This window comes from Pedobacter frigoris, assembly GCF_005116445.1.
Classification (GTDB): domain Bacteria; phylum Bacteroidota; class Bacteroidia; order Sphingobacteriales; family Sphingobacteriaceae; genus Pedobacter; species Pedobacter frigoris.
On the sequence record NZ_SWBQ01000004.1, the window covers coordinates 140,068 to 165,002 of the forward strand.

Annotated in this window: 24 protein-coding genes; 18 read left to right on the forward strand and 6 right to left on the reverse strand. The window is 40.7% G+C overall.

All coding sequences use genetic code 11. The features are described from left to right. Positions 1-91 precede the first annotated feature (91 nt). The 8 genes from FA047_RS14375 to FA047_RS14410 all read left to right on the forward strand — a co-directional run bounded on the left by FA047_RS14375 (position 92) and on the right by FA047_RS14410 (position 8,575). The gene (locus tag FA047_RS14375) at positions 92-1,315 is read left to right on the forward strand and encodes an HD domain-containing protein (RefSeq protein WP_136836774.1); all 1,224 of its coding nucleotides are present in this window, start codon (positions 92-94) and stop codon (positions 1,313-1,315) included. A gap of 118 nt (positions 1,316-1,433) precedes the next feature. Then, on the forward strand, positions 1,434-2,513 hold the full coding sequence (gene lpxD, locus FA047_RS14380; RefSeq protein WP_136836775.1) for a UDP-3-O-(3-hydroxymyristoyl)glucosamine N-acyltransferase: 1,080 nt from the start codon (positions 1,434-1,436) through the stop codon (positions 2,511-2,513). Next, complete coding sequence (locus FA047_RS14385; protein WP_136836776.1) at positions 2,503-3,915, forward strand: bifunctional UDP-3-O-[3-hydroxymyristoyl] N-acetylglucosamine deacetylase/3-hydroxyacyl-ACP dehydratase; 1,413 nt, start codon at positions 2,503-2,505, stop codon at positions 3,913-3,915. Before lpxD ends, FA047_RS14385 begins: the two co-directional genes overlap by 11 nt. After that, positions 3,912-4,697, forward strand: coding sequence for an acyl-ACP--UDP-N-acetylglucosamine O-acyltransferase (gene lpxA / locus FA047_RS14390; RefSeq protein ID WP_048908154.1), 786 nt, complete (start codon positions 3,912-3,914; stop codon positions 4,695-4,697). The genes FA047_RS14385 and lpxA overlap by 4 nt, the downstream gene beginning before the upstream one ends. A gap of 6 nt (positions 4,698-4,703) precedes the next feature. Beyond that, complete coding sequence (locus FA047_RS14395; protein WP_136836777.1) at positions 4,704-5,318, forward strand: ABC transporter ATP-binding protein; 615 nt, start codon at positions 4,704-4,706, stop codon at positions 5,316-5,318. 156 nt (positions 5,319-5,474) lie between these two features. Further along, entirely contained in the window at positions 5,475-6,035 is a 561-nt protein-coding gene (efp, locus tag FA047_RS14400; protein WP_136836778.1) for an elongation factor P, read from the forward strand. A gap of 105 nt (positions 6,036-6,140) precedes the next feature. Continuing rightward, positions 6,141-6,701 carry a 5-formyltetrahydrofolate cyclo-ligase gene (locus FA047_RS14405; protein ID WP_136836779.1) on the forward strand — a complete coding sequence of 187 codons (561 nt, stop codon included), beginning with the start codon at positions 6,141-6,143 and terminating at the stop codon, positions 6,699-6,701. A gap of 80 nt (positions 6,702-6,781) precedes the next feature. Further along, positions 6,782-8,575, forward strand: a complete 1,794-nt coding sequence (locus FA047_RS14410) for an OmpA family protein (protein ID WP_136836780.1) — start codon at positions 6,782-6,784, stop codon at positions 8,573-8,575. A gap of 47 nt (positions 8,576-8,622) precedes the next feature. On the opposite strand, the gene FA047_RS14415 is transcribed toward FA047_RS14410, so the two are convergent. From FA047_RS14415 to FA047_RS14430, 4 genes are read right to left on the reverse strand one after another with little or no spacing between them, the layout of a single operon-like run. Beyond that, positions 8,623-9,606, reverse strand: a complete 984-nt coding sequence (locus FA047_RS14415) for a formimidoylglutamase (RefSeq protein WP_225872744.1) — start codon at positions 9,604-9,606, stop codon at positions 8,623-8,625. Next, positions 9,578-10,834, reverse strand: coding sequence for an imidazolonepropionase (hutI, locus tag FA047_RS14420; protein WP_136836781.1), 1,257 nt, complete (start codon positions 10,832-10,834; stop codon positions 9,578-9,580). Before hutI ends, FA047_RS14415 begins: the two co-directional genes overlap by 29 nt. Continuing rightward, complete coding sequence (locus tag FA047_RS14425) at positions 10,834-11,607, reverse strand: exodeoxyribonuclease III (protein ID WP_136836782.1); 774 nt, start codon at positions 11,605-11,607, stop codon at positions 10,834-10,836. The genes hutI and FA047_RS14425 overlap by 1 nt, the downstream gene beginning before the upstream one ends. Positions 11,608-11,612: 5 nt before the next feature. Then, positions 11,613-12,311: a peptidylprolyl isomerase gene (locus tag FA047_RS14430; protein WP_136836783.1), complete on the reverse strand. Its 699-nt coding sequence runs from the start codon at positions 12,309-12,311 to the stop codon at positions 11,613-11,615. Between the two features lie 131 nt (positions 12,312-12,442). On the opposite strand from FA047_RS14430, the gene FA047_RS14435 reads away from it, so the two are divergent. From FA047_RS14435 to ygiD, 5 genes are all read left to right on the forward strand, one after another. Then, complete coding sequence (locus FA047_RS14435; protein ID WP_136836784.1) at positions 12,443-12,841, forward strand: HYC_CC_PP family protein; 399 nt, start codon at positions 12,443-12,445, stop codon at positions 12,839-12,841. An 89-nt stretch (positions 12,842-12,930) separates the two neighbouring features. Next, the gene (locus FA047_RS14440; RefSeq protein WP_136836785.1) at positions 12,931-13,467 is read left to right on the forward strand and encodes a heavy-metal-associated domain-containing protein; all 537 of its coding nucleotides are present in this window, start codon (positions 12,931-12,933) and stop codon (positions 13,465-13,467) included. Positions 13,468-13,494: 27 nt separating this feature from the next. Beyond that, complete coding sequence (locus tag FA047_RS14445; RefSeq protein ID WP_169304416.1) at positions 13,495-14,283, forward strand: hypothetical protein; 789 nt, start codon at positions 13,495-13,497, stop codon at positions 14,281-14,283. 76 nt (positions 14,284-14,359) lie between these two features. Beyond that, entirely contained in the window at positions 14,360-14,932 is a 573-nt protein-coding gene (locus tag FA047_RS14450) for a YceI family protein (protein WP_136836787.1), read from the forward strand. A gap of 29 nt (positions 14,933-14,961) precedes the next feature. Continuing rightward, positions 14,962-15,789 carry a 4,5-DOPA-extradiol-dioxygenase gene (gene ygiD / locus FA047_RS14455; protein ID WP_136836788.1) on the forward strand — a complete coding sequence of 276 codons (828 nt, stop codon included), beginning with the start codon at positions 14,962-14,964 and terminating at the stop codon, positions 15,787-15,789. Here the strand turns inward: ygiD and FA047_RS14460 are convergent, their stop codons facing one another. Further along, positions 15,790-17,190: an aldehyde dehydrogenase family protein gene (locus tag FA047_RS14460; protein ID WP_136836789.1), complete on the reverse strand. Its 1,401-nt coding sequence runs from the start codon at positions 17,188-17,190 to the stop codon at positions 15,790-15,792. 118 nt (positions 17,191-17,308) lie between these two features. Between FA047_RS14460 and FA047_RS14465 the strand changes: the two genes are divergently transcribed. The 5 genes from FA047_RS14465 to FA047_RS14485 all read left to right on the forward strand — a co-directional run bounded on the left by FA047_RS14465 (position 17,309) and on the right by FA047_RS14485 (position 22,222). Further along, complete coding sequence (locus FA047_RS14465) at positions 17,309-18,493, forward strand: hypothetical protein (RefSeq protein ID WP_136836790.1); 1,185 nt, start codon at positions 17,309-17,311, stop codon at positions 18,491-18,493. 25 nt (positions 18,494-18,518) lie between these two features. Next, positions 18,519-20,870 carry a S9 family peptidase gene (locus FA047_RS14470; protein ID WP_136836791.1) on the forward strand — a complete coding sequence of 784 codons (2,352 nt, stop codon included), beginning with the start codon at positions 18,519-18,521 and terminating at the stop codon, positions 20,868-20,870. A gap of 153 nt (positions 20,871-21,023) precedes the next feature. Further along, a complete protein-coding gene (locus FA047_RS14475) occupies positions 21,024-21,656 on the forward strand; it encodes a peroxiredoxin (RefSeq protein ID WP_136836792.1) in 633 nt (210 codons plus the stop codon). 9 nt (positions 21,657-21,665) lie between these two features. Beyond that, on the forward strand, positions 21,666-21,974 hold the full coding sequence (locus FA047_RS14480; RefSeq protein ID WP_136836793.1) for a thioredoxin family protein: 309 nt from the start codon (positions 21,666-21,668) through the stop codon (positions 21,972-21,974). Continuing rightward, positions 21,974-22,222 (forward strand): DUF6952 family protein, encoded by a 249-nt coding sequence (locus FA047_RS14485; RefSeq protein WP_136836794.1) that lies wholly within the window; start codon positions 21,974-21,976, stop codon positions 22,220-22,222. The genes FA047_RS14480 and FA047_RS14485 overlap by 1 nt, the downstream gene beginning before the upstream one ends. 122 nt (positions 22,223-22,344) lie before the next feature. Here the strand turns inward: FA047_RS14485 and FA047_RS14490 are convergent, their stop codons facing one another. Further along, positions 22,345-24,933, reverse strand: a complete 2,589-nt coding sequence (locus tag FA047_RS14490; protein WP_136836795.1) for a phosphoenolpyruvate carboxylase — start codon at positions 24,931-24,933, stop codon at positions 22,345-22,347. Between the last annotated feature and the right edge of the window lie 2 nt (positions 24,934-24,935).

Consider the following 24,935-nt stretch of genomic DNA (forward strand, 5'->3'; position numbering starts at 1 on the left):
AAATGTAAATTAATTTGTCAAAAAAAGGATCTCTCTTTCTAACTATGGATAAAAATAGCAATTTTTGTACCGTATAATTTATTTTCAAGGATTGAACAAAAAGAAAATCATCAATGATCCTGTATATGGTTTCATTAATATTCCATCGGCAATCATATTTGATCTCGTCTCACACCCCTATTTTCAACGGTTAAGATATATCAAGCAATTGGGAATGACGCATCTGGTATATCCCGGCGCGCTTCATACCCGTTTTCATCATGCATTGGGTGCGATGCATCTGATGAGCCTTGCTATAGAGGTGTTGAAGGGGAAGGGACATAAAATAACAAGTGAAGAAGAAGAGGCTGCCACAATTGCCATATTACTGCATGACATCGGTCATGGTCCTTTTTCTCACGCACTGGAGCATTCTTTGGTCAACGGAATCAGACATGAAGATATCTCTATGTTCATCATGGAAAAGCTTAACGCTGAGTTTGACGGAAGGCTTACTCCTGCTATTGATATTTTTAAAGGCAAATACCATAAGCGGTTTCTGGCACAACTGGTTTCTGGCCAACTGGATCTTGACAGGATGGACTACCTGAACAGGGATAGTTTTTTTACCGGAGTAAGTGAAGGTGTGATCAGTTTTGACAGGATCATTAAAATGTTTAATGTGCTGGACGACGACTTGGTTATCGAAGAAAAAGGCATTTATTCCATTGAGAACTTTTTGATTGCCCGAAGATTGATGTACTGGCAGGTTTATTTGCACAAAACTGTTGTCTCAGGAGAGCAGGTTTTGGTGAAAATATTGAAAAGAGCAAAGGAGCTTTCTGCAAATGGAGCAAGCTTATTTGCCACTCCGGCATTGGAACATTTTTTAAAAAAGGACATTTCGGAGCAGGAGTTCTTTTCTTCTGAGGAGCACCTTGCGATGTTTGCATTGCTCGATGACCAGGACATTTTTGCTGCGATAAAGGTTTGGAAAACACATCCGGACAGGATTTTGTCGCAGCTATGTACTATGCTCACCAACAGGAATTTGTATAAGGTTGAGATGAGCAATGCCGCCCCGGATGCAGACAGGGTTGAAATCCTGACTAGAAATGTAATGGACTCTTTGAAACTGACAGAAGCGGAAGCGGCTTATTTTGTTTTTACAGATGTGGTAACGAACAGGGCTTATGATGCAGGGAATAGTAATATAAACATTCTTCTAAAAAACAATACCACTATAGATATTGTAAAAGCCTCAGATTTATCTAACTTAGAATCTTTAGACAAGACAGTAAAAAAACACATATTATGCTATCCCAGAATTATTTAGCATAATTTAACAAAATAATTAATTTTTAATCCCGTTTTTAGTTTCTTACATCCAAGGGTGTATTACTAACCTAAATAGGTTTATTTGTTCATATCAATTTAACATATAACTTTGTAAAATGCAATTTACTGCCAAGCAGATAAGCGAATTTATAAATGGCACCATTGAGGGCGATGCAGATGCGAAGGTTGAAGAACTCTCTAAAATAGAGAGTGGCCAAGCCGGTTCTTTATGCTTTTTATCAAATCCAAAATATGAAAATTACTTATATTCAACGAATGCTTCAGTAGTAATCGTTGGTCAGGATTTTGTGCCTTCGGAGCCGGTAAAAAGTACACTTATAAAGGTGGCGGATCCTTATAGTGCTTTTTCTGTTTTGCTGGAGAAGTATAACGAGGTTAACCAAATGAATACACAATCAGGAATAGAACAACCTTGTTTTATTCACCCGTCGGTAAAGATGGGGTCAAACGTTTTTATAGCGGCATTTTCTTATATCGCTGAAAACGTTGTGATTGGGGACAATACAAAGGTCATGGCACAGGTATATATCGGTCCGGATTCAAAGATCGGGAATAACTGTGTTTTTTTTCCTGGTGTAAAAATCTACAATAAATCTCTGATAGGTGACCGGGTAATGATTCATTCCAATACGGTAATCGGAAGTGATGGTTTTGGATTTGCTCCGCAGAAAGACGGGACTTATTCTAAAATAGCGCAGATCGGAAATGTGGTTGTTGAAGACGATGTTGAGATCGGTTCAAATACTTCAATTGACAGGGCTACCATGGGCTCCACGTTCATTAGAAAAGGCGTAAAGCTGGACAATCTGATCCAGATTGCTCACAATGTGGATGTCGGTGAACATAGCGTGGTTGCGGCTCAGACAGGCATCTCCGGAAGCACGAAACTTGGGGAGAAGTCTGTTATTGGAGGACAGGTCGGTATTGCAGGACACCTTTCGCTGGCAAAGGGAACGCAGATCGGTGCCCAGGCGGGAATTAATTTCAATACATCAGAAGAGAATAAGCAATGGCATGGAAGTCCGGCGCAGCCGCTGAGGGATTGGATGCGGGCATCTGTTATTTTTAAACAATTGCCTGCTGTGGAAAAGAGAATTGCATTTTTAGAGTCAACTATAAAGCAATTAAAGGCATTAATTGATCAAAACAGTACAATAAATAATAATGAACGTTAAGCAAAAAACTATAAAAAACGAAGTTTCTGTAACAGGAGTTGGCCTCCATACAGGAGCAAATGTTACGCTCACTTTTTGTCCGGCGCCAGAAAATCACGGCTTTAAATTTCAAAGAACGGATTTGCCGGGTAGCCCTATTGTTGATGCTGATTGCGACAATGTTACTGATACTGCAAGGGGAACTACGATTACGCAAGACGGCGCGAGTGTAAGCACGGTGGAGCATGTGATGGCGTCTTTGGTGGGTATGGATCTGGACAATGTACTGATGAAACTGGACGGTCCGGAGACTCCGATTATGGACGGTAGTGCCATACTGTTCATTGAAGCGCTCGAGTCTGTAGGGATACAGCAACAGGAAATTGATAGAGAATATTTTCAAATACCCCATAATATCACTTATGCAGAGCCGGACAGAAAGGTAGAAATTGTAGCGATGCCTTTGGATGACTACCGTTTTACCTGCATGATTGATTATAATTCGCCGGTATTGGGTAGCCAGCATGCTGGAATTTCAAGCATTGCGGAGTTTAAAAAGGAAATAGCGTCGTGCAGAACATTTTGTTTTTTACATGAACTGGAATATCAGCTTCAGAACAATCTCATTAAGGGAGGGGATCTGAATAATGCAATAGTAATTGTAGACAAAGAAGTAACCAAGGAAGAACTGGATCATCTGGCTTCTATTTTTAACAGAAGCGCGATGGAGGTAGCCCCACAAGGAATCCTGAACAACATGGAGCTGAGGTACCAGAATGAGCCGGCAAGACATAAATTGTTAGATATGATTGGCGATCTGGCCCTCGTAGGGGTTCATCTTAAGGGCCACATCATGGCAGCAAGGCCTGGTCATGCGGCAAACGTCGCTTTTGCGAAAAAGATAAAGGCGGCAATTAAAAAAGAGAAGAATAAAAAAATACAACACGTATATGACCCTACAGTAAAGCCGCTTTACGACGTGGTTCAGATCATGGATATTTTACCTCACAGACAACCATTTCTATTTATTGACAAGATTCTTGAATTGTCGAAAACGCACGTGGTAGGCGTGAAAAATGTAACCATGAACGAAGAGTTCTTTAAGGGGCACTTTCCCGGAGCCCCTGTTTTTCCTGGTGTAATTCAGATTGAAGCCATGGCCCAAACAGGAGGAGTACTGGTTTTAAGTACTGTATCTGATCCAAGAAATTACCTGACATACTTTCTGAAAATCGACAATGTTCGTTTCAGGGCGCAGGTTTTACCCGGTGATACAATTGTTTTCAGATGTGATTTAATGGAACCAATCAGAAGAGGTATTGCCCAAATGAAAGGTGTTGGAATGGTCTCAGGGAAAGTTGTTGTAGAAGCGGAGATGATGGCACAAATTGTAAAAGTAAAAGATAGCGAACCAACAGCATGATACAACCCTTAGCATATATACATCCTCAGGCAAAAATTGCCGATAATGTAGTAATAGAACCTTTTGCAGTCATTCACAAGGATGTGGAAATCGGTGAAGGTACCTGGATAGGATCTAACGTGGTGATTATGGACGGCGCCAGAATTGGTAAAAACTGTCGTGTTTTTCCAGGATCAGTGATTTCCGGAGTGCCTCAGGATCTGAAATTTGCAGGAGAGGTAACCACGGCTGAGATTGGTGACAACACAACCATAAGGGAGTGTGTGACGATCAACAGGGGAACAAAGGATAAATGGAAAACCGTAATTGGGAGCAACTGTTTGATTCAGGCATATTCTCACATTGCACATGACTGCGAAGTTGGTGATTATTGTATTTTCTCTAACAGCACCACCCTGGCCGGGCACATTACTATTGGAAACTATGTGGTTTTGGCAGGACTGGTAGCCATACATCAGTTTGTGAAGGTAGGAGCTCATGCATTTGTGACAGGTGGCTCCCTGGTTCGTAAAGATGTTCCACCGTATGTAAAAGCTGCAAGAGAGCCACTTTCCTATGCCGGAATCAATTCTGTAGGGTTGAGGAGGAGAGGTTTTTCATCGGAGAAAATAAACGAAATTCAGGAAATATACAGGGTGCTTTTTGTAAAGCACAACAATGTAACCAAGGCTCTGGATATGATTGAAGCAGAGTTTAAGCCTACGGAAATTCGTGACGAAATCGTAGATTTCATTAGAAACTCTAACCGGGGTGTAATGAAAGGTTTCGGTTCAGGAAGCTGAGCGCTGATGACGATTACTTTAACGAACATTGGGCGGAGATTTAATCAGGAATGGATATTCAGGGGAATAGACTACCGGTTTGAATCGGGCGGGAAGTATGCAATACTTGGTCCTAATGGTTCGGGAAAGTCAACCCTGTTGAGCATTGTGTTGGGTAATTTATCCTCTTCGGAGGGGAAAATAGTTTATGACCAGGGCCGGCCGGTTTCATTGGAGGACATTTATCAATATGTGAGCTTTGCCGCTCCTTATGTAGATCTGATTGAAGAATTTACGCTTCAGGAGACGATTGATTTTCATTTTCAATTTAAAGGGTTGTACGAAGGAATCAGTAAATCTGATGTGATGGATTTATTGGGGCTGGCTAAATCTCAGGATAAGGCTTTAAAATACTTTTCCTCAGGAATGAAGCAGCGTACCAAGCTTGCTCTGGCTTGCTGTACCAATAGTCCTTTATTGTTACTCGATGAACCTACGTCGAATCTGGATGTTCAGGGGCTTAACTGGTATCATGAACTGATGAAAGAATTCAGCAAGAATAAACTTGTAATTGTAGGTTCCAATCAAGAAGATGAGTATTCCTTTTGTAACCATTTCGTTCGGATAATGGATTATAAATAACTTAAAATTATATTTGCAATACTGCTTAAGCGCTTTATTTGGGGTGTTAAAAGGCATAAAAAAAATAATTTAAAATTACTATTGTATAATTAATAAATAGTCTTACCTTTGCGGCACGAAAAAAGGCCGAAAGTTTAGGCACAATTTCAAAGAAAAATGGCAAAAGCATCAGAAGTAAAAAATGGTAATATCCTTCGTTTCAACGGAGAATTGGTACAAGTAGAAGAATTTCTACACCGTACGCCGGGTAACTTGCGTGCTTTCTACCAGGCCAGGATGAGAAATGTTAAGACCGGTAAATTGGTTGAATATAGATTTCGTGTAGATGAAGATGTAGAGATTTGCCGTGTGGAGACCAACGATTACCAGTATTTGTATGAAGATGGCGACGCACTTGTAGTAATGGATAATACTACATACGAACAATTTAACATACCTAAATTATTATTTGGTAAAAGTGTTCGGTTTTTAAAGGAAGGAATGAATGTGATCATCGCTTTTGAAAGTGATGAACCAATTATGGCACAAACACCTTCACATGTTGAATTAGAAATAACCTATTCGGAGCCTGCAGTAAAAGGTGATACTTCTACAAATGCATTGAAATATGCTACTGTAGAGACAGGAGTAGAGATAAAAGTCCCAATGTTTATCAATCAGGGCGATAAAGTTAAGGTTGATACTCGTACTGGTGACTATATAGAAAGAGTAAAATAAGAATTTTCATAGTTTAGTTTTAGGTTTAGGTTGATTGTGGCTTCGGAGTGGTTCCCGAAGCCATCTTTTTTTACACTAAATTGGGAGATTTGCCTAAGTTTGTCTATGAATAAAGCAGAAGTCCGAAAACAGGCGCTGTTACAGCGTAAAGGCTTGTCGCCGGAAGAGGCCTCTGTCTTTAATTCAAAATTATTAGCACAGTTTAAGAATCTTGATTTCGACGCTATTAAAACCCTCCATATATTCCTTCCCATTGCAGAAAAAAAAGAGCCAGATACCTTTTTGTTGATTGATTGGCTGAGTCTGGCTCATCCTGAAATTAAAATTATTGTTCCAAGAGCGGATTTCGACACTTTTCTTATGTCCAATTACGTTTATGAAGGAAAAAAAAGACTGGAAAAAAACAGTTATAACATTCTAGAACCCCAAAAAACAAATCTTCATGAAGGGGCGGTTGATATGGTGATTATCCCCTTGCTTGGTTTTGACCTTAAGGGATACAGGGTAGGGTATGGTAAAGGTTTTTACGACCGGTTTCTGAATGGGATTTTTACCGTCAAGGTAGGGCTTAATTTCTTCGCTCCTGTAGATGTTATTAATGATGTTCATGAAAATGACATTGCCCTTGATCTATGCATTACACCAGATAAAATCTACTTTTTCTAATTATTTCATAAAAATAGGTAACAAAAATTCCTATTGCCTGATATCTCTCCAAACAGTTCACATAAATGAAAGGAGTGATTATGAAAAAGTTAATATTTACATGGATAATGATGTTGGTGGCCACTTTAAGTTGGGCACAAAAGCTTTCGGATACTTTATCCGGAGAAAGGACCGGCAAACTGCAGATCGCAGCATTTGGTGGATTAAGCATGCCGATGGGCGCTTATAAGGGAGATGTCGGCAGGGCAAAAAATGGGTATCATGCCGGCATAGCGATCGATAAGTATTTTAAAGGCAATAATTGGGGGATAGGAGTCGATGCAAGGTTTCTGAACCACGACATCAGGAAATTCGACAGCGTCTTTTTTAGTAATGGTTACATTGCAACGGATTATGTAAATCATCCTTCATTTCAGCACATTGGGGTCAGTATAGGCCCATCTTATAAAGCCGCTTTAGGTAAATTAGATCTGGAGGCATTTCTGCGTGGCGGAGTATTGTTTCAGGGCTTTCCTGAATATACACAGTCTGTCTTCATCAACCAGGCTGTGGGGCCCGCATTAAACTTATTTGATAATTATTATACCAATAATCCAAACCGTATTACAAAAGCCTGGATGGGACTTGGTGGTTTTAGATTGTCTTATCATATAGATAAGAATTGGGGCGTTTTTGTGCAAGGAGACTATCTCAGGACGTTTGGGAAAAACTTTGGGGGAGATTCCAGTGAATTTCATGTTAGTGGTTACCAACAGAAAAAAGCAATTACTTCAGCCGATGTTTTTACTATAAAAGGTGATAAAATTACCAACTTAAGTGATTTTTATGAGGAAGTTCCTGTGAGTCAGAGGACTTTTGTTCAGGCTGTTAATGTGGCTGCAGGAATCAGATTTACTTTTGGAAGCAAAAAAAGACAAGCACCTGTGAAAGCAGCACCGGTTAAAAAAGCTGTGGCTCCTGTGGTTTCAGCCAAAGACATCCTGGTCGTTGTGAAAGATAAGCAAACTGGATTGGCCTTAAGTGGTGTTACGGTAACCATCAGCCGGAATGGAGGAGATGAAGTGTCTGTCAGCAATTCAAATGGCGAAGCCGAGCGGATTAAATCGGCACAAAGAGGAAGTTATCAAATTAAAGCGGTTAAGAATGGGATTGCGGCGATTCCGGTAGCTATCAGTGACATTGATTTTGATAAATCAGGAGCCTTGATTTATAAAGAAATTTATCATGATGATCCACGATTTACGTTGATCGGAGAAACCATTAGTGCTAATAATAATGCAAAACTGCCAGGGATCAGTACTGTGCTTACGAATACCGGAACAGATAAAAACATGAGTCAGATTTCTGATGGGGAGGCGAAATTTGTTTATCAGCTGGATCAGCAATCTGATTACAATGTGGTTGCGAACCAGGCCGGTAAATTTTCACAAACAGAAGGTGTGAGTACAAAAGGGCTTGACAGAAGTAAAACACTGTATGTGACATTAAAGCTAGGCATTAACAACCTGGATGCAGGAGCAATCTTTGTACTTAAAAACATTCATTATGACTTTGATAAATCAGCAATCAGACCAGATGCGGCCAGGACACTGGATAACCTTTTGAACATCATGATTCAAAATCCAACGCTAAGGATAGAATTGTCTTCGCACACTGACAGCAGGGGAAAAGATCAGTATAATATGACTTTGTCTCAGAATCGAGCTCAGGCCGCTGTTAATTATCTGGTGAGTAAAGGAGTAGAGCGAAGCAGGATGGAAGCGCAGGGATATGGAGAGACCCGGTTACTAAATAATTGCGGAAATGGTGTAGAATGTTCTGAAGAAGACCATCAGAAGAACAGGAGGACGGAGATTAAGGTGTTAAAATATTAGGATTAGGTTATAGGTGAATGCCCCGGGACGTAGGCTCCGGGGCATTTTTATTTCTGATTTTTTAGAAAGTCTGTAACCAGGTAAGCGATAACCTTAGCGGTTTGTTGGTCTGTTCTGCCGTCAGACATGGCGACAGCCCCTTCGCAAATGTGCAAATAAGCATACTTTTTGGTTGAGGTCAATAGGATATCGCGGATCAGATTTAAATTGAACCCGGAAGGAGAGGCCGCGCTGGAAAGTACATTTTCTATGCTATCCAGGTCGATTTCCAGTCCAGGGGATTCAAAATTTTCTGCCAGTTCTTTCCAGTACTGGATTTTGAAGTTGGGATTGGTCAATACCTCTTCAAAGAAGATCGTATAAATATCGGGATTGCTATCGATTTCCCGGAGAATCGCCTCGTTATTGTAATTTTGGTGCAGGCCAAAAATTCCGTATTTACCCAGATAGTTGTGTTTGAGCGCATAACTAAATCCATTGCCGCTGTGCCGGCCTGTAGCGGGCCTCAAATCCGCATGAGCATCTATATTGATGACATGGATTGCCCTTTGTTTGGCGAGCGAGGTTCCTTTTATGATGGGATAAGCATTGTTATGGCCGCCTCCGATTGCTATGGGGGTTTTTCCGGCAGCAACAATGCGCTCAATTAGTTCATATACGATGGTATCGATTTGTTCCACCTTTTGTTGAAGCGCGCCGATTTCAAGCACTTCTGGGTCATTAAAAATAAAATGCCCCAGGACAAGCAATTCTGAGCCCTGTAAGAAACGATTGCTCTGTATATTTAATATCGCCTTCAACGCAGGTTGCCATGCGCTTGAGGCTCCCGCAATGCCGTGATTGGCGCGCACACCGATATCTTCAGGTATCCCAATTAAAACGAAAGCAGCGCTTGATGTTTCCAGTTCCTCCAGACTTAAAATAAACTGTACGCATTCGCCGAGCTTGGTTTCTCCTTCCCGTATATTTACAAGGGCTCTGATGTCTTCAGGAGTATAAATCTTAAGGCCTTCCATCGTAGATCCTTCCATTTAATATAACAATTTTTATCTGGGACTGACCAAAGCTATATGGCAGATAAGCCAGCGATGGCATTGGTCGGGTAATCATTAGATTTGCTTTCTTGCCAATTGCGATACTTCCTACCTGATCACTTAGCTGCATTGCGGCAGCACCATTAATGGTCGCTGCGTTAATGGCTTCCGCAGGCAGCATCCTTAGCTTGATGCAGCTAAGGGAGACTACAAAGTTCATATTTCCTGAGGGAGTAGAACCTGGGTTAAAGTCTGTTGCTACGGCGACAGGGATACCTGCATTTATGAGGCCTCTTGCATTGGCAAAAGGGATGTTCAGGTAAAAAGAGCAGGATGGTAATAAGGTTGCTATGGTGTTGCTTCCAGCTAAACTTTCGATTGCCGCATCGTCTGTAACCTCAAGATGATCCACGGAAACAGCGTTATGTTTTACTCCTGTTTCCACAGCACCGCAAACAGACAACTGATTGGCATGGATCTTAGGCGGCAACCCGTATTTTGCTCCGGCGTCCAAAAGCCTCGAGGTTTCTTCAACAGAGAAGAAGCCTTGTTCGCAAAAGACGTCCATGTAATCTGCCAGGCCCTCTTCAGCTATTTGTGGGAGCATTTTATCAATGATTAGCCGGATATATCCCTCATGGTCATTTTTATATTCTTGAGGAAAAGCATGAGCAGCTAAAAATGAGGATTTAACCGCAATAGGAAATGTTTCTCTGAGTCTTTTGATGACGCGAAGCATCTTTATTTCACTGTCCAAGGAAAGACCATATCCGCTTTTTATTTCCACGGCACCTGTACCCTGTAGTATCATGTCGTGAAGTCTTGCTGAAGCACTTTCAAACAACTGATCTTCGGTTGCTATTTGAAGTTTCCTTGCAGAATTCAGGATGCCTCCGCCTGCTGCTGCAATGTCCTCATAGCTTTTTCCCTGGATCTTCATGACAAATTCTTCTTCCCTTGGTGCAGCAAAAACAACGTGCGTGTGCGAATCGCACCAGGAAGGTAATACGTAGCCGCCATTGGCAGAAACAGTGGGTATGCTGTCCAATAACCCCGAAGGAATGTTTTCCATCGTTCCAAAATCGGCAATCAACCCATCCTTACACAAAAGCCAGGCATTTTTTATCTCTGGAAGTTCCGCCATGGCGGTGCCTTTTAGCTGAAGGGTATCTTTGGCATGAATGCCAGCAAGGGAAGCGATATTTATGATTAGAAGTGCAGACATTATTGAGGATTTAATTCTAATAAAACAGGGCAATGATCAGAATGGATGGCGTCAGGCAAGATCTTAACATGTTTAAGCCTTTGCAGCATTGGTTGGGTGGCAAGATGATAGTCGATACGCCAGCCGAGGTTCTTTGCTCTGGAATTTGCCCTGAAGCTCCACCAGGTATAGTGGTTGGGATCTTTGTTGAAATGCCTGAAAGTATCTATAAAGCCGTTTCCTAAAAACAGTTCCATCCATTCCCTTTCTTCAGGAAGGAATCCGGAAGAATTGGCATTGGATTTCGGATTGTGAATGTCAATTGCAGTATGGCAGATATTATAATCCCCTGAAATGATCAGATTGGGATAACTCAACCGGAGGCCGGCTATATATGTGTCAAAAAAACGCATGAATTCGTACTTTTTAACTTGTCTCTCATCACCACTAGAGCCGGACGGCATGTAGAGGCTCATTAAAGAGAAAGAGTCAAAATCGGCCCTTAAAATACGTCCTTCTTTATCTATCCATTCCTCTCCGCAACCATATTCCACATGATTGGGTTTGATTTTGCTTAAAATGGCAACCCCACTATATCCCTTTTTTTCAGCAGGAAACCAATAGTGGTGATATCCTAGCTGTTCAATTAATGCAATAATTTCCGGAATCTGGGAAGGGAGCGCTTTTACTTCCTGTAAGCAAATCATATCGGCATCTGTAGACTGAAGCCAGCCGAAGAAGTTTTTTGTGGAAGCCGAGCGGATACCGTTAACGTTGTAAGAGATGATCTTCATATCTATTATTGTTTAATCTTTTTGTTGAGTTCTTTTTCCAGCTTTTTTGCTTCTCTTCGTTTCAAAACAGAAACTTGCATGCTGATGTCTGTAACGGGGCGGTCATTTGAATCCCTTTCCAGAACCGCAATGGTGTCTACCATCTCCAGGCCTTTTACAACTTCCCCGAATACGGTATAATTTCTATCAAGGTGAGGGGTTCCGCCCAGTGTTTTATAAATTTCCCTTTGCCATTGCGGGATTTTAAATTGGAGGCGGTTTTTTTCAACGGCATCAAGCTGTTCATCTGTAAACTTCTTGCCCTGAACGATGTAGAACTGGCTCCCGCTGGATGCTTTTTCAGGATTGTTATCCCTTGCCGCACCCAGGGCTCCTTTTTTATGAAAGAGGCTATCCTTGAATTCGGCGGGCACGGTATATCCCACGGTGCCATTGCCAAGTTCTTCTCTTGGTTTGGTATTTTTAGAATCAGGGTCTCCTCCCTGAATCATGAAGTCCTTAATAATCCGATGAAACAAAGAGCCATCAAAAACATGATCTTTCGTCAATTTTATAAAATTATCCCGGTGTTTTGGTGTTTCATTGTAAAGCTTAATGATGCATTCACCTTTAGCTGTTTTGATCCTAACATATTGATGTTTAGGCTTAGCAGAAAACGCTGAAAAGAAGCAACAGCATAAGATTAGGGTAAAGAACTTGTTCATTTTTAGTGATTATTTCGCGCTAAGTTAAGTTAAATATGTTTTTGTTGGCAAGCGGAAGCCTATCAATTATTTTACTTAGTATCAACACGCAAAAGATATTTTATGGGAATTATTCTTCATATTTGCTTATAATGAAACTGCAACAAAAAATAGCCATGTGCTTGTGCGCCTTCTACCTAATTACAGCAATCGGGATAGGCTTGAACATGCATTTTTGCAGTGGCAAACTTTCTTCTGTCCGATTGGCAAAGCCTGCAAAATGCGGAGCTTGTAAAGGGGAAGAAAAAGCCAGTAAGGCTCATGACTGCTGTAAAGACTCATCCATCGATGTAAAAGTAAAAGACAGTCATGAAGCTGGATTTAAAGTAAAGCTTCCGCAGGACTTTAGTTTAGAGTTGTTTTTAGGGCATTTAATCAGAAAGTCTTTTTCAGCGGTTGTTTCTCATATCTATCATAAAGTAGAGAATAAAGCTCCGCCGCTCTCCGCAGTACTTTCACTGCACATTTACAATTGCATTTTTAGGAATTAGACCGGAATAAATTTAACTGCCGTTATAGATAGGACTATCTATAGTCGCGATTTATTTCAAAAATTTATTCACAATTAAAAGCAATTCAAATGAAAACGATCAAATATTTAAGTATATTTTTTATTCTATTTACCTCAGTTAAGACTTCGGCACAGCAAATTTCCACGGCAGAATTACAAGTTACAGGGCTTACCTGTTCTATGTGTTCGCAGGCAACGGAAAAAGCGCTTAGGACTCTTGATTTTGTAGAAGGTGTTAAGCCCGATCTGAACAAGAACATATTTGTGCTGGACTTCAAGGAAAACAAAGGAGTTAACATAGACCAGATCAAAAAGAAGGTGCAGGATGCCGGGTTCTCTGTTGGAAATTTAACAGCAGTTTTTAATTTCAATAATGCAAAAATAGACGATAATGGGCAAGCTGTGATAGGTACAAATGTATACAAGTTCCTCAACGCAAAGAACAAGACACTGAATGGCCCGGTAAAGGCAAGCGTGGTAGATAAAGACTTTATCTCGGGATCGTCATTTAAGAAAAAGGCAGCTCAGTATAAAACGGATACTTATGCTGCTGGTGCGGGAACTATAAATGGTAAGAAAACAAGAATTTATCATTTAACGATCTAAGCAGCTTTTATGAGATTCTTTAATTTAATGGCGGTGCTCATATTCTTTATGAGTACCGCCAAATCTCAGGAACTGTATGTTTTTACAGAACCTGCGAGTAATATGCCGTCAAAATCAATTGGGGTCAGGATCACAAGTGAAGGCATCTTCAAGCCTGAATTTGCCAATAGGCTTATTCCTGAAGCTATGATCGGCTTCAACAAAAACCTGATGATCCATGCACAGGGTTTTATGTCTGATATGGATGGTAAATACAGGGTTGAAGGCGGTAGTTTATATGCGAAGTATCGGTTCTTATCGATGGATGAAGCGCAGAGCCATTTTAGAGCTGCTGCGTTTGCCCGTGTAAGTACAAGTAAAAGGCCGACATATACTGAGGATATTAACCTGGAGGGGGACAATAGTGGATTTCAGACAGGAGTAATATTTACGCAACTACTACATAAGCTGGCCCTTTCAGGAACTTTAAGCTATAATAAATCATTTGAGTCTACGGAAAAGCAGTTGGCAGGGATGCCTCAGCCGGATGAAATGTTAGGATACAGCTTATCTTCTGGATACCTGTTGTTGCCGTTTGTATACAAGGACTATAACCAACCTAATTTTAACCTGTACTTCGAGGTATTGGGGAAAACAAATCCGGATAACGGAAGATCTTACGTGGATCTGGCTCCTGCTGTTCAGGTGATTCTCAACAGCAGAACCAGAATAGATCTTGGGTATCGCTTTGAGCTTGCAGGCAACTTGCCTGGAAGATATAATAAAGGCATGTATCTGGCGCGTATAGAATTCAATTTTTTTAGTGTATTGAAGTAAAATCATTTCTTATCATAGGTCAACAATTCGCAGTTTGATTGGTTATAACTTTATACAATCATTAATTCAAAAAAATATGAAGAAATTATTCTTATTCCTGATTGCCGTGTCAATCAGCGCTGCGACATTCGCACAAACCAAATGGAATGTAGATCCTATGCACTCTTTTGTGAATTTTTCTGTAAAGCATATGGGAATCTCATTTGTTGACGGGTCTTTTAAGAAATTTGAGGGGACAGTTACCGCCGCTAAAGAAGATCTTACAGATGCAAAAATAAGCTTTAACGTTGATGTAAACAGTATTAGCACCAGCGTAGAAATGCGGGATAATCACCTTAAAACTGACGATTTCTTCAATGCGGAGAAGTTTCCTAAGATGACCTTTGAAAGTACATCATTTAAAAAGATCAAAGGCAATACCTATGTTCTGAATGGTAAGCTGACCATCCGTGATGTAACGAAAGATGTCGTATTCGCTGTAGTTTATGGAGGAACAGCTAAAGATCAGCAGGGAAATACAAAAGCAGGATTTGCAGCGACCACAAGTATCAATAGATTTGATTATAACATTAAGTATGATCCAACTGCTGCCGGCATTGCTAAGGACATCAAAATTACTTTAAACCTGGAGTTTACTCAGGCTAAGTAAAATAAACAATTGTCTTCAATTCCATTATCATGACTGCCTTATCCCAGTTCAAAAGATTCACAAGTAACTTACCTTTTCAGGAAACCCTGATGCCGGTTTTATTTATTGGCCATGGTTCTCCTATGAATGGAATTGAAGACAATGAATTCAGTTTAAAATGGGCTGCAGTGGCCAAGGATATTCCTCAGCCCGCTGCCGTACTTGTCGTTTCTGCGCATTGGTTTACAAAAGGGACCCATGTTACTGCTATGGATTTTCCGCAAACCATTCATGATTTTGGAGGGTTCCCCCAGCAGCTTTTTGATGTAGTTTATCCAGCTCATGGAAATGTGGAGCTGGCAGTGGAAACAGCTAGGTTAATACAAAGTACGACCGTGGGACTGGATCATGACTGGGGCTTAGATCACGGGGCATGGAGCGTTGTGAAACACATGTACCCCGATGCAAGTATCCCGGTTTTACAGTTGAGCATCGATTATACCAAAGACGCAACCTATCATTACGAGTTGGCAAAAGAAATTTATCAACTGCGTAAAAAAGGAGTTCTGATTCTTGGAAGCGGGAATATGGTACATAACTTGAGGATGATCAGCTGGCCCATGATCCATGGAGGGGGGTACGACTGGGCGATTCAAATCAGCGATAAGTTTAAAACTCTGATTATGAATAATGATCATAAGCCATTGATGAATTATCAGGGACTCGGAAAGGAAGCGATGCTGGCGATCCCCACGCCTGAACATTATCTGCCGCTGATGTATACTCTGGGGTTAAAAAATGAAAAGGAAGAAGTTTCCCTGTTCAATGATAAGGCTGTCGGAGGATCACTGACAATGACATCAGTAAAGATTGGCTAGTTACATCAACCGCTTCAGCCATCTCAATACCCAACTTTTCTTTTCATATGGAGGATAAATCAGGTTTGTAACATCAAATCCGGACTGAAATACAACCGCCCTTTCATGAGAGAAAGTCTTAAAGCCAAACTGCCCATGGCAACTTCCAACGCCACTCCCGTTAACCCCCCCGAAAGGGAGTTTTGGATTAGATATGTGGATGAGCACATCATTTACACAGGTTCCCCCTGCGCTGGTTTGTTTGATGATGTGACGGATATTCTGACTATTTTCACTAAAAATATAGAGCGCCAGAGGCTTGCTTTTTTCATTGATCATTGCAATGGCATCGTCCAGCTTTTTGAAAGGGATTACGGGCAGAATCGGCCCAAATATCTCTTCTCTCATAATTTCTGCATCAGGAGAAAGATTTGTAATCACTGTGGGATAAATGGTTCTTTCTGACGGGTCTGTGACGCCGCCATAAATGATTTCAGCTCCTTTGGCAGATGCATCGTTAATCAAGCCCGAAAGACGATTAAAATGGCGGTCATTTATGATTTTAGCATATATGGTAGTATCAGGTTTCTGATTGCCGTTAAAAAACATTCTTTCAACAGCTTCTTTATATTGTTGTATAAAGGATTGCTGTAAGTCCTCGGGTATGAGTATATAGTCGGGAGCGATGCAGGTTTGTCCTGCATTCATTAGTTTGCCCCAGGCTATCTTTTCTACTGCTTTTTTTAAGTTGGCCGAGGAATCCAGGACTACCGGAGATTTTCCACCCAGTTCAAGCGTTACCGAAGTTAGATTTTTTGCTGCGGCTTCCATCACTACTTTTCCAATGGCAGTGCTGCCGGTAAAAAATATATGATCAAATGGAAGGGTAAGTAACGCGGCAGAAACGGATGCATCGCCTTCAAAACAGCTAATTTCACTATCTTCAAAACACTCTTCTATAATTTTTAACAGAATGGCACTGGTTTCCGGACTTAGTTCAGATGGCTTAAGTATGGCGCAATTTCCTGCAGCAATGGCAGATATAAGCGGGCTCATCATTAGCTGAAATGGGTAATTCCAAGGTGAAATGATGAGACAGACCCCTTTAGGCTCATAATATATCCTGTTTTTTGCAAAAAGATTGGTGATGGTTTTTCCTACAAACTTGGGCTTCATCCATCCGTTCAGGTTTTTTATTGCGAAATCGATTTCACCGTAAATAAAAATAAGCTCTGTTACTGCTGCTTCAAAGGTGCATTTTCTCAAATCACTTTGTAATGCTTCATAAATAGCATCTTCATGTTTTTCAATGCTATCCTTCAATTTTTTTAATTTATTGATTCTTTGTGTTGCATTGCTCGCTCTAAGCGTATATTTATACGCTTGCTGGGCCTTAAAAACAGAATTGATCGTATGCATCATAATTTTGAAGCCTTTGGCGGTTTTTGTTAAAATAGGTTAAATTAATAATCCTTTAGTGCTTTTACATCCAAAATAGATTCATTTAAAGGATATTGCATAAGTTAAATAAAAATACAAAATGAAAAGCGGATTTTTTATTGTTTTGGCACTAACGGTGTTTAGCTATGTTTCGCAAGCACAGACAACCAAAACAGGGGTTGTCGTAATTGGAAATGGAAACAGTGCTGTTGGGGCAGGAATCCAATCGGCAGTGTCGGGTGTAAAAACAACATTGATATTGAGCACACAGGATTTTCAGCTTTCAGCATTAGGCAATAGTCAGGCTTCAGGAATTGAAGGGGAAATATTGAAAAGGATTAAGGGTAACGCGGGACAGGTGCTGGTCGACTATTCTACAGTAGGCACTGTAGTTCGTTCATGGACAGATACTTTAAAGAACCTGACTGTCATCAGAGGAGCAGGCCTGCTCAAAATAAAAAGATCGGGTAGTGGCTGGAATATCGAACTGACAGGCGGTAAAATCATCAAAGCCGGTGTTTTGGTGAATGCGGATAGAACCGGAACAGTAAGTAATGCGCTGCAGCTTCCGAAAGTACCGCTTCAATGGAAACCATTTAATTATGATGATTACTTGTACAGGGCCAGTGTTGCGTCGGGTTATATTCTGAGCGGTGGATCTGCAAGTTTTCTTTTGATGGACAAATTGATGCTGCCCGGGCAGGAGAACCTGATAGTCTTGAATCCTGATCAGGAGAGTTTTGTCGCAGGCCAGGCTGCCGGCGCAACAGCAGCGTATGCTGTGTTTTTTAAGACAAAAATATCTCTGGCGAACCTAAAGCTTATTCAGGGAGAACTACTCAATTATAAACTATCATTAGCGCCATTTGCAGATGTAAATAATGCAGACAGTAACTGGAAAGACATACAGGTGATTGGTCTTTCCGGTTTCCTGAAAGCAGAAATATCAAATGGGACAGCCTATTTCAGACCAGACCAGGAAGTTCTTTCTGTTGAGATCAAAGAGCCGGTAAAATCCTATTATTACAAAGCTCAGATTTGGTTTGATGACCATAAAGAGGAAAAAATGACGATTAACAATACTTTGAAAATGATCTCATACGTTGCCGGTCTGTCATTAGAAAATACCATTAAGGAGGTAAAAAAGAATTGGAAGAAAGGTTATAACTTTAGCACTGAATATGATAGTGACCGTGTCATTACCCGCCGGGAGTTTGCGGTTCTGAGCCGGTATTTGAAACCCTTTAATGTGAATTTAGATAAGACGGGCAAAGTTGTCCGGTAAAAATAACTTGAAACAAATTATACGGATGAAAAAAATCCTTATCCTGCTGCTTTGGCCTGTATGTCTTGCTCATGCCCAGCAAATCACTCCGCTTAGCGTAGAAAAAATTATGCGTGGTCAAAAGTGGGTAGGCGTTTCCCCTTCTAATTATCGCTGGTCGGAAGATAGTAAGACTTTGTTCTTTAACTGGAACCCAGAAAGTAAGGATAAAGATGAGCTTTATAGGGTCAGTACAGCAAACCTTAAACCGCAGAAATCTGACGAGACAGCAATGGAAAAGACTTTAAGTCCCGGATATACCTACAGCAACGATGCTTCGATGGCTTTAGCTGAAAAAGGCGGAGATATTTATCTGTATGCTTTAAAAAGTGGAAAAGAGCAAAGGCTTACTTATACCATAGACAGGGAGAGTAATGCAAAATTCCTTACCAATGGAAATATTGCCTATAGACAGGGAGATAATCTTTTTTCTCTAAACCTGAAAACCAGTGAGACGGAACAGCTGACTCACTTTGTAAAGGGCAAGAAGCCTGGAAAAGCTGAACGTGCAAAAAGCCTAGATCAGAATGCCTGGCTAAAGAATGACCAGGAGCAACTTTTTGATATCATTAAAAAAAGAAATAAACAGCACACAGAGCGGAGGGATAAACCAGGACAAGACGAAAAAGTTATTAAGCCGATTTATACTGAAGACAAGTTTCTTGCCGGCCTGGAGCTGAGTCCTGACGGGAAGTATGTTTCCTATAAACTGATGATCCCTTCAGCTGGAGGACAAGGGACGATAGTTCCTAATTACGTAACCTCTTCTGGTTACACAGAGGATATGAATACCCGGGCCAAGGTGGGAGAACCGTCCTCTCTGTCTGAAAATTATATTTATGATCGCTCAAGAGATACAGTATACAAAATAAATACAGGACAAATCCAGGGGATCAAAGATTTACCAGATTATGTCAAGGATTATCCTAAGCAGCTGGAAGAAAGGCAGAAAAAGAATGAAGACCGTAATGTGAATCTAAGCAGTCCAAATTGGAATCGTTCGGGAACTATGGCTTTTATAGTGGCGGAATCACGGGATAATAAAGATTTGTGGATTTTAAAGCTTGATGCTACTACTGGGAATTTGAGCCTGATCGACCGACAAAGAGATGAGGCTTGGATAGGCGGTCCTGGCATTGGTGCGTTAAATATGGGATGGATTAATGACGATCAGATCTATTACCAAAGCGAGGTCAGCGGCTATTCACATTTGTATACAGCAAATGTAAACAATGGTCAGAAGAAGCAACTGACATCCGGAAAATGGGAAGTACAAGAGCTACAGCTTTCAAAGGACAAGAAGACTTTTTATATTACCGCAAACAAGGAGCATCCGGGAATTACCCATTTTTATAAACTAAATGTGAACGGCGGCGAGCTCCAGCAAGTCACCACAATGAAAGGAGGTAACTTAGTTACACTTTCCCCGGACGAGCAATGGATTGCGGTTAGCTATTCTTACATGAACCAGCCGTGGGAGCTATATGTTCAGCAGAATAAACCAGGTGCAAAGGCGGTAAAGGTTACCAGCTCTACAACGGCGGAATTTAATTCCTATAAATGGAGGACGCCGGATCTGGTATTCTTTAAAAACCGACATGGTGCAGATGTATATGCAAGAGTGTATCCTGCGGCTAATCCACACCCAAACCATCCGGCGGTCGTGTTTGTACACGGCGCAGGTTATCTGCAAAATGTTCACTATTGGTGGAGCCAATACTCCAGGGAATATATGTTCAACAACATGCTGGCAGATAACGGTTATACGGTAATTGATATTGATTATACCGCAAGTTCAGGATATGGAAGAGACCATCGTACCGGAATTTACAGGCATATGGGAGGAAAGGATCTGACAGATCAGGTCGACGGCGTAAAGATGTTAGTTGAGAAGTACGGTGTGGATCCTAAGCATGTAGGACTATACGGCGGTTCTTACGGCGGCTTCATTACGCTGATGGCATTGTTTACCGAGCAAGAGGTTTTTAAAAGTGGAGCGGCCCTTAGGTCTGTTACAGATTGGGCGCATTATAACCACGGGTATACTTCAAATATTCTAAATGAGCCGAGTGCTGATTCATTGGCTTACAAGAAAAGCTCGCCTATTTATTTCGCCGATGGATTGAAAGGTAATTTGCTGATGTGCCATGGGATGATTGATGTAAATGTACATTTTCAGGACATCGTACGTTTGTCCCAGCGCTTGATAGAATTGAAAAAGGATAACTGGGAATTAGCCGTTTATCCTGTAGAAGATCATGGTTTTTTGGAACCTTCAAGCTGGACCGATGAATACAAAAGAATTTTTAAACTCTTCGAAACTACCTTGAAAAAGTAATGACTATACTATAATCGAAAACTAATCATTTCTAGATAAGTATAGATAAAACCTATTCGTGTATCAAGATTAAGTATGCCTGAATAGCTAAACTTGATTGCATTTGAGCGTTACTTGCCGTACCTTTGCGCCAGAAAAAAAAATAATATAATTATGGCAATAGTAGGTAAAAAGTTCCCAAGTGTTAGTATCGATGCAATGTCAGAAATGGGTGATGATTTAAAGATCAACATATTTGAAGAAGCAGTAAGTAAGCAAAGCAAGGTTTTATTGTTCTGGTATCCAAAAGATTTCACTTTTGTTTGCCCTACAGAATTACATGCTTTCCAAGCAGCATTGCCTGATTTTGAAAAGAGAAATACAATTGTGATCGGTGCATCATGCGATACAAATGAAGTTCATTTTGCATGGTTAAATACTCCAAAAGATAATGGTGGTATTGAAGGAGTAACTTACCCGATTTTAGCAGATACCCACAGACATTTATCTAATATTTTGGGTATTGTAGAGCAGGAAGTAGAGTACGATGAAGAAGGTAATGAGTCATTCTCAGGATCAAACGTGACTTACAGGGCGACTTATTTAATTGACGAGACAGGTAAAGTATTCCACGAGAGTGTAAACGATATGCCGGTAGGTAGAAATGTTAAAGAATACTTACGTTTAATTGATGCTTATGCTCACGTTCAGAAACATGGCGAAGTTTGTCCTGCTAACTGGGAAGAAGGTAAAGAAGCAATGAGCGCAAACAGAACAGGCGTTGCAGAATACTTAAGCGCTAATTAATCAGAAAAGATGGTTTTAGAATTAACAGAAGATAATCTTCAACAATATGTTGCTGAAAACAACAAGGTAATGGTTCAGTATGCAGCATCATGGTGTGGAAACTGCAGAATCATGAAACCGAAATTCAAGAAACTGGCGTCTGAAAATGAAGATGTCACATTCTTAATCGTGGATGCGGAGAAACTTCCTGATTCGCGAAAACTGGCAAATGTTGATAATCTGCCAACTTTTGCAGCTTTTGCAGGAGGAGCTTTGGTGCACCAGGTTCAGACTAATAAGGCAGAGATTTTAAATGAATTATTTGATAAAATAAAATAATGAAGATTCCAGTTATCAGACAGCTATTTCAAAATAGTACAGTTGAAGATCTTGAAGTAACATTAGCCGTTTTAGAGGCCTTCTGTGAATTTAGAGGCGTAAGTGAAACAGAAGTAGATGTGGCGGGAGAACTGATCACTAACATCTGCGGAGCGCTTGAGGTTCATGCCGACGTTAATTCAGGGATAACCGAAAAGGACGCGCTGAATGCATTTTCTCAAAAAGTAATGGGCTCAATTGACAGGTAAATCACAGTTGATTTAAACCCGATATTTAAATAAGCAATATCGTCATCTTGAACATAGTGAAAGATCTCCTGAAAAAATTTAATCAAGAGACCTCTCCGGTTGTTAAGATGACGATTTGCATTTTAAGCCAGGTTTCTTCCGGCATTAACAACACCGTATACAGTTCTTATCGCCAGTTTTTCATAGGATTGCTTTTCCTCATCGGAAAGCTCATTCTGAAGTTGCTCGAGGGCGTAGTGCTGGATCAACACTAAAGGAAGTACAATCTTCTCTCTAACGGCAATAGAGCGCTTCTCAACGGGATAATTCTCCATTAAGGTCTCGTGGCCTGCGAGCTTTAACAGCATGGCCTTAGAAAGCTCGAATTCATCGTGCAGCATTTTCCAGAAATCACCATATTCTTTATCCTTGGCAAAATGGGCTGTTACCGAGAAATCGGATTTGCTCATCGACATCATACAGTTGTCGATAATCGTTTTGAAATATCCTGATTCCTGGTATGTTTTTACGATATCGTCCCAATTTCCGGCATCTTTCTGGTTTTTTAATGCAGTACCCATACCATAAAAGCCAGGAATATTCTGTTTCAGCTGACTCCAGGCGGTCACAAAACTGATTGCTCTTAAGTCTTCAAGCTTTAATTTTTCGCCTGAGTTTCTTTTTACTGGTCTGCTGCTGATTGTGATTTTGGATAGCAGGGACAATGGCGAAAATTTCTCCAGATAACTTAAGAATAACGGATGTTTGCGCAGACTTACAAAAGCGTTATAACTGTGCTCTGCCATTACATCTAACAGGTTTTTGTGTACGGGATCCAGTAGAATGTTGTGCTTCTCTTTCATTCCGGCAGATATGCCTGCATTGATTAGTTGTTCTATATTGAATTCGGCACTGTCAATTGAACCATACTGGGAGCTGATGGTCTGCCCCTGAATGGTAAGCTGGATATTTTTATTTGCAATTTCCTTACCCATAGAAGCGTAAAAACGATGTGTTTTACCACCACCACGTGAAGGCGGTCCGCCACGCCCGTCAAAAAACGCAAGTTGGATGTTGTGCTTATTGGCGGTTTCTGTTAAGGCCACTTTAGCATTAAAAATAGACCAGTTGGCCATCAGATATCCGCCATCTTTGGTACTGTCTGAGAAACCCAGCATAATGTCCTGCTTATTGCCTCTGCTTTTCAGGTGTTTTTTATAAAATGGATGCGAATAAAGTGTTTCCATTATTTTCCCAGCATCTGCGAGGTCATGAACTGTTTCAAACAAAGGAACAAAGTCCATCGTTAGGTTGCCCTCTTCCCAGCCATTCCATAAAAACAGTTCCATCAATTGCAGGATGTCACTGGCTTGCTGACAGTTGCTGATGATAAAACGGTGGCAGGCCAGTTCTCCATTGCTTTCCTGTATTTGTTTCACTTCTGCAATGGTCTGTAAGGTATCGTCTATTAAAGAGTTACGGTCTTCGGTATAAATAACTTTTGCGCTTTTGAATGAAAGGGTTGCAATTTTTTCTTTTTCAGATAAGCCATCATAATTTTCCGGGAATAGGGAGATGATGGGCTTGCTTTTCCTGCAATAAGCATGGACATCCCTCAGTACACGGCTATCTTGTCTGATATCGAGAGAAGCGAAATGGCTGCCATATAATTCCACTTTTCGGATCAGGTCTGTAGCAAGGTCCGCAAATAAGCCATCATGATGGTCTATCAAAGTTGATTTGATCTCTGTTAGCTTCTCAATCAGATCATCAGAAATGTTTTCCATCTCAATGTTCGGATCAAAAGCATTCTTGTATAACACATCCTGGACAATAGCAATTGGTTCTTCAACCCCTCTAAAGGTGATGCGACGTTTCAGGTTCCTGAAGTCTCTGTAGTAACATCTGTATAAGATCTGGCGCAGCATTTTAGAAACCTGTATGGTTGAATCGGCATGTACATTTGGATTGCCGTCCCTATCGCCACCCGGCCAAAAGCCAAGCTCGATGATCTTTTTAGATTCTATGTTGTAGTCATTCAGACTCTTATCAATTTCAGATTGAATATTTGCTGCTGCAAAATAGAACACATTTTCGAGATACCAGGCCAGACTTAAGGCCTCATCTACCGGGGTAGGGGATTTTTTATTAAAAAAGGGTGTTTTACCCAGCTGCTGCAAGAGCAGATGTATAGTTGAAATGTCGTTGATCTTTATGGCGCTGGTCAGGTCGGTGATAATCGATAATACACTTCCCGGATAAAACTGGGTTGGGTGTGCTGTAAGTACCAAACGCAGAGAAAAATCTTTAATTAATTTTTCTATCTTTTCAGTAAGTGCTTTACTGTCGTTGCCTTTTTTTAGATATCCTAGGAGTGCATTGTGCTCATCATCTGCATTCAATTTGTTGAACGAAGCATCTTCTACCGCATCAAAAAGCACCACCTGACGCTCTATATATTGGATAAACCGGAACAATAGATCAATTACTTCCTTATTCGCATTAGTCTGCGTGTATTTCTTAAAAAAAGTATTGATGATGTGTGAGGGTGTTTCATGTTTGTTTACACCATCTTCACAATATTTGATAAACAGGGGTAGTAGTGTACCGGTATCTTTGATCTTGTAGAACGGAAGGGTAAGGAAAAGGCTGTTATAGAGTTCGAATCTGGAAACTACTTCATTATTAAATACGGATTCTCTCTGTCCTTTTACGCGTTGTTTCTGCATCATTT

What these genes read in the sequence shown, in the direction of transcription:
- lpxD (WP_136836775.1), top strand. Translation starts at nt 1,434, where the DNA reads ATGCAATTTACTGCCAAGCAGATAAGCGAATTTATAAATGGCACCATT.
- FA047_RS14385 (WP_136836776.1), top strand. Translation starts at nt 2,503, where the DNA reads ATGAACGTTAAGCAAAAAACTATAAAAAACGAAGTTTCTGTAACAGGA.
- lpxA (WP_048908154.1), top strand. Translation starts at nt 3,912, where the DNA reads ATGATACAACCCTTAGCATATATACATCCTCAGGCAAAAATTGCCGAT.
- FA047_RS14395 (WP_136836777.1), top strand. Translation starts at nt 4,704, where the DNA reads ATGACGATTACTTTAACGAACATTGGGCGGAGATTTAATCAGGAATGG.
- efp (WP_136836778.1), top strand. Translation starts at nt 5,475, where the DNA reads ATGGCAAAAGCATCAGAAGTAAAAAATGGTAATATCCTTCGTTTCAAC.
- FA047_RS14405 (WP_136836779.1), top strand. Translation starts at nt 6,141, where the DNA reads ATGAATAAAGCAGAAGTCCGAAAACAGGCGCTGTTACAGCGTAAAGGC.
- FA047_RS14410 (WP_136836780.1), top strand. Translation starts at nt 6,782, where the DNA reads ATGAAAAAGTTAATATTTACATGGATAATGATGTTGGTGGCCACTTTA.
- FA047_RS14415 (WP_225872744.1), bottom strand. Translation starts at nt 9,606, where the DNA reads ATGGAAGGATCTACGATGGAAGGCCTTAAGATTTATACTCCTGAAGAC.
- hutI (WP_136836781.1), bottom strand. Translation starts at nt 10,834, where the DNA reads ATGTCTGCACTTCTAATCATAAATATCGCTTCCCTTGCTGGCATTCAT.
- FA047_RS14425 (WP_136836782.1), bottom strand. Translation starts at nt 11,607, where the DNA reads ATGAAGATCATCTCTTACAACGTTAACGGTATCCGCTCGGCTTCCACA.
- FA047_RS14430 (WP_136836783.1), bottom strand. Translation starts at nt 12,311, where the DNA reads ATGAACAAGTTCTTTACCCTAATCTTATGCTGTTGCTTCTTTTCAGCG.
- FA047_RS14435 (WP_136836784.1), top strand. Translation starts at nt 12,443, where the DNA reads ATGAAACTGCAACAAAAAATAGCCATGTGCTTGTGCGCCTTCTACCTA.
- FA047_RS14440 (WP_136836785.1), top strand. Translation starts at nt 12,931, where the DNA reads ATGAAAACGATCAAATATTTAAGTATATTTTTTATTCTATTTACCTCA.
- FA047_RS14445 (WP_169304416.1), top strand. Translation starts at nt 13,495, where the DNA reads ATGGCGGTGCTCATATTCTTTATGAGTACCGCCAAATCTCAGGAACTG.
- FA047_RS14450 (WP_136836787.1), top strand. Translation starts at nt 14,360, where the DNA reads ATGAAGAAATTATTCTTATTCCTGATTGCCGTGTCAATCAGCGCTGCG.
- ygiD (WP_136836788.1), top strand. Translation starts at nt 14,962, where the DNA reads ATGACTGCCTTATCCCAGTTCAAAAGATTCACAAGTAACTTACCTTTT.
- FA047_RS14460 (WP_136836789.1), bottom strand. Translation starts at nt 17,190, where the DNA reads ATGATGCATACGATCAATTCTGTTTTTAAGGCCCAGCAAGCGTATAAA.
- FA047_RS14465 (WP_136836790.1), top strand. Translation starts at nt 17,309, where the DNA reads ATGAAAAGCGGATTTTTTATTGTTTTGGCACTAACGGTGTTTAGCTAT.
- FA047_RS14470 (WP_136836791.1), top strand. Translation starts at nt 18,519, where the DNA reads ATGAAAAAAATCCTTATCCTGCTGCTTTGGCCTGTATGTCTTGCTCAT.
- FA047_RS14475 (WP_136836792.1), top strand. Translation starts at nt 21,024, where the DNA reads ATGGCAATAGTAGGTAAAAAGTTCCCAAGTGTTAGTATCGATGCAATG.
- FA047_RS14480 (WP_136836793.1), top strand. Translation starts at nt 21,666, where the DNA reads ATGGTTTTAGAATTAACAGAAGATAATCTTCAACAATATGTTGCTGAA.
- FA047_RS14485 (WP_136836794.1), top strand. Translation starts at nt 21,974, where the DNA reads ATGAAGATTCCAGTTATCAGACAGCTATTTCAAAATAGTACAGTTGAA.
- FA047_RS14490 (WP_136836795.1), bottom strand. Translation starts at nt 24,933, where the DNA reads ATGATGCAGAAACAACGCGTAAAAGGACAGAGAGAATCCGTATTTAAT.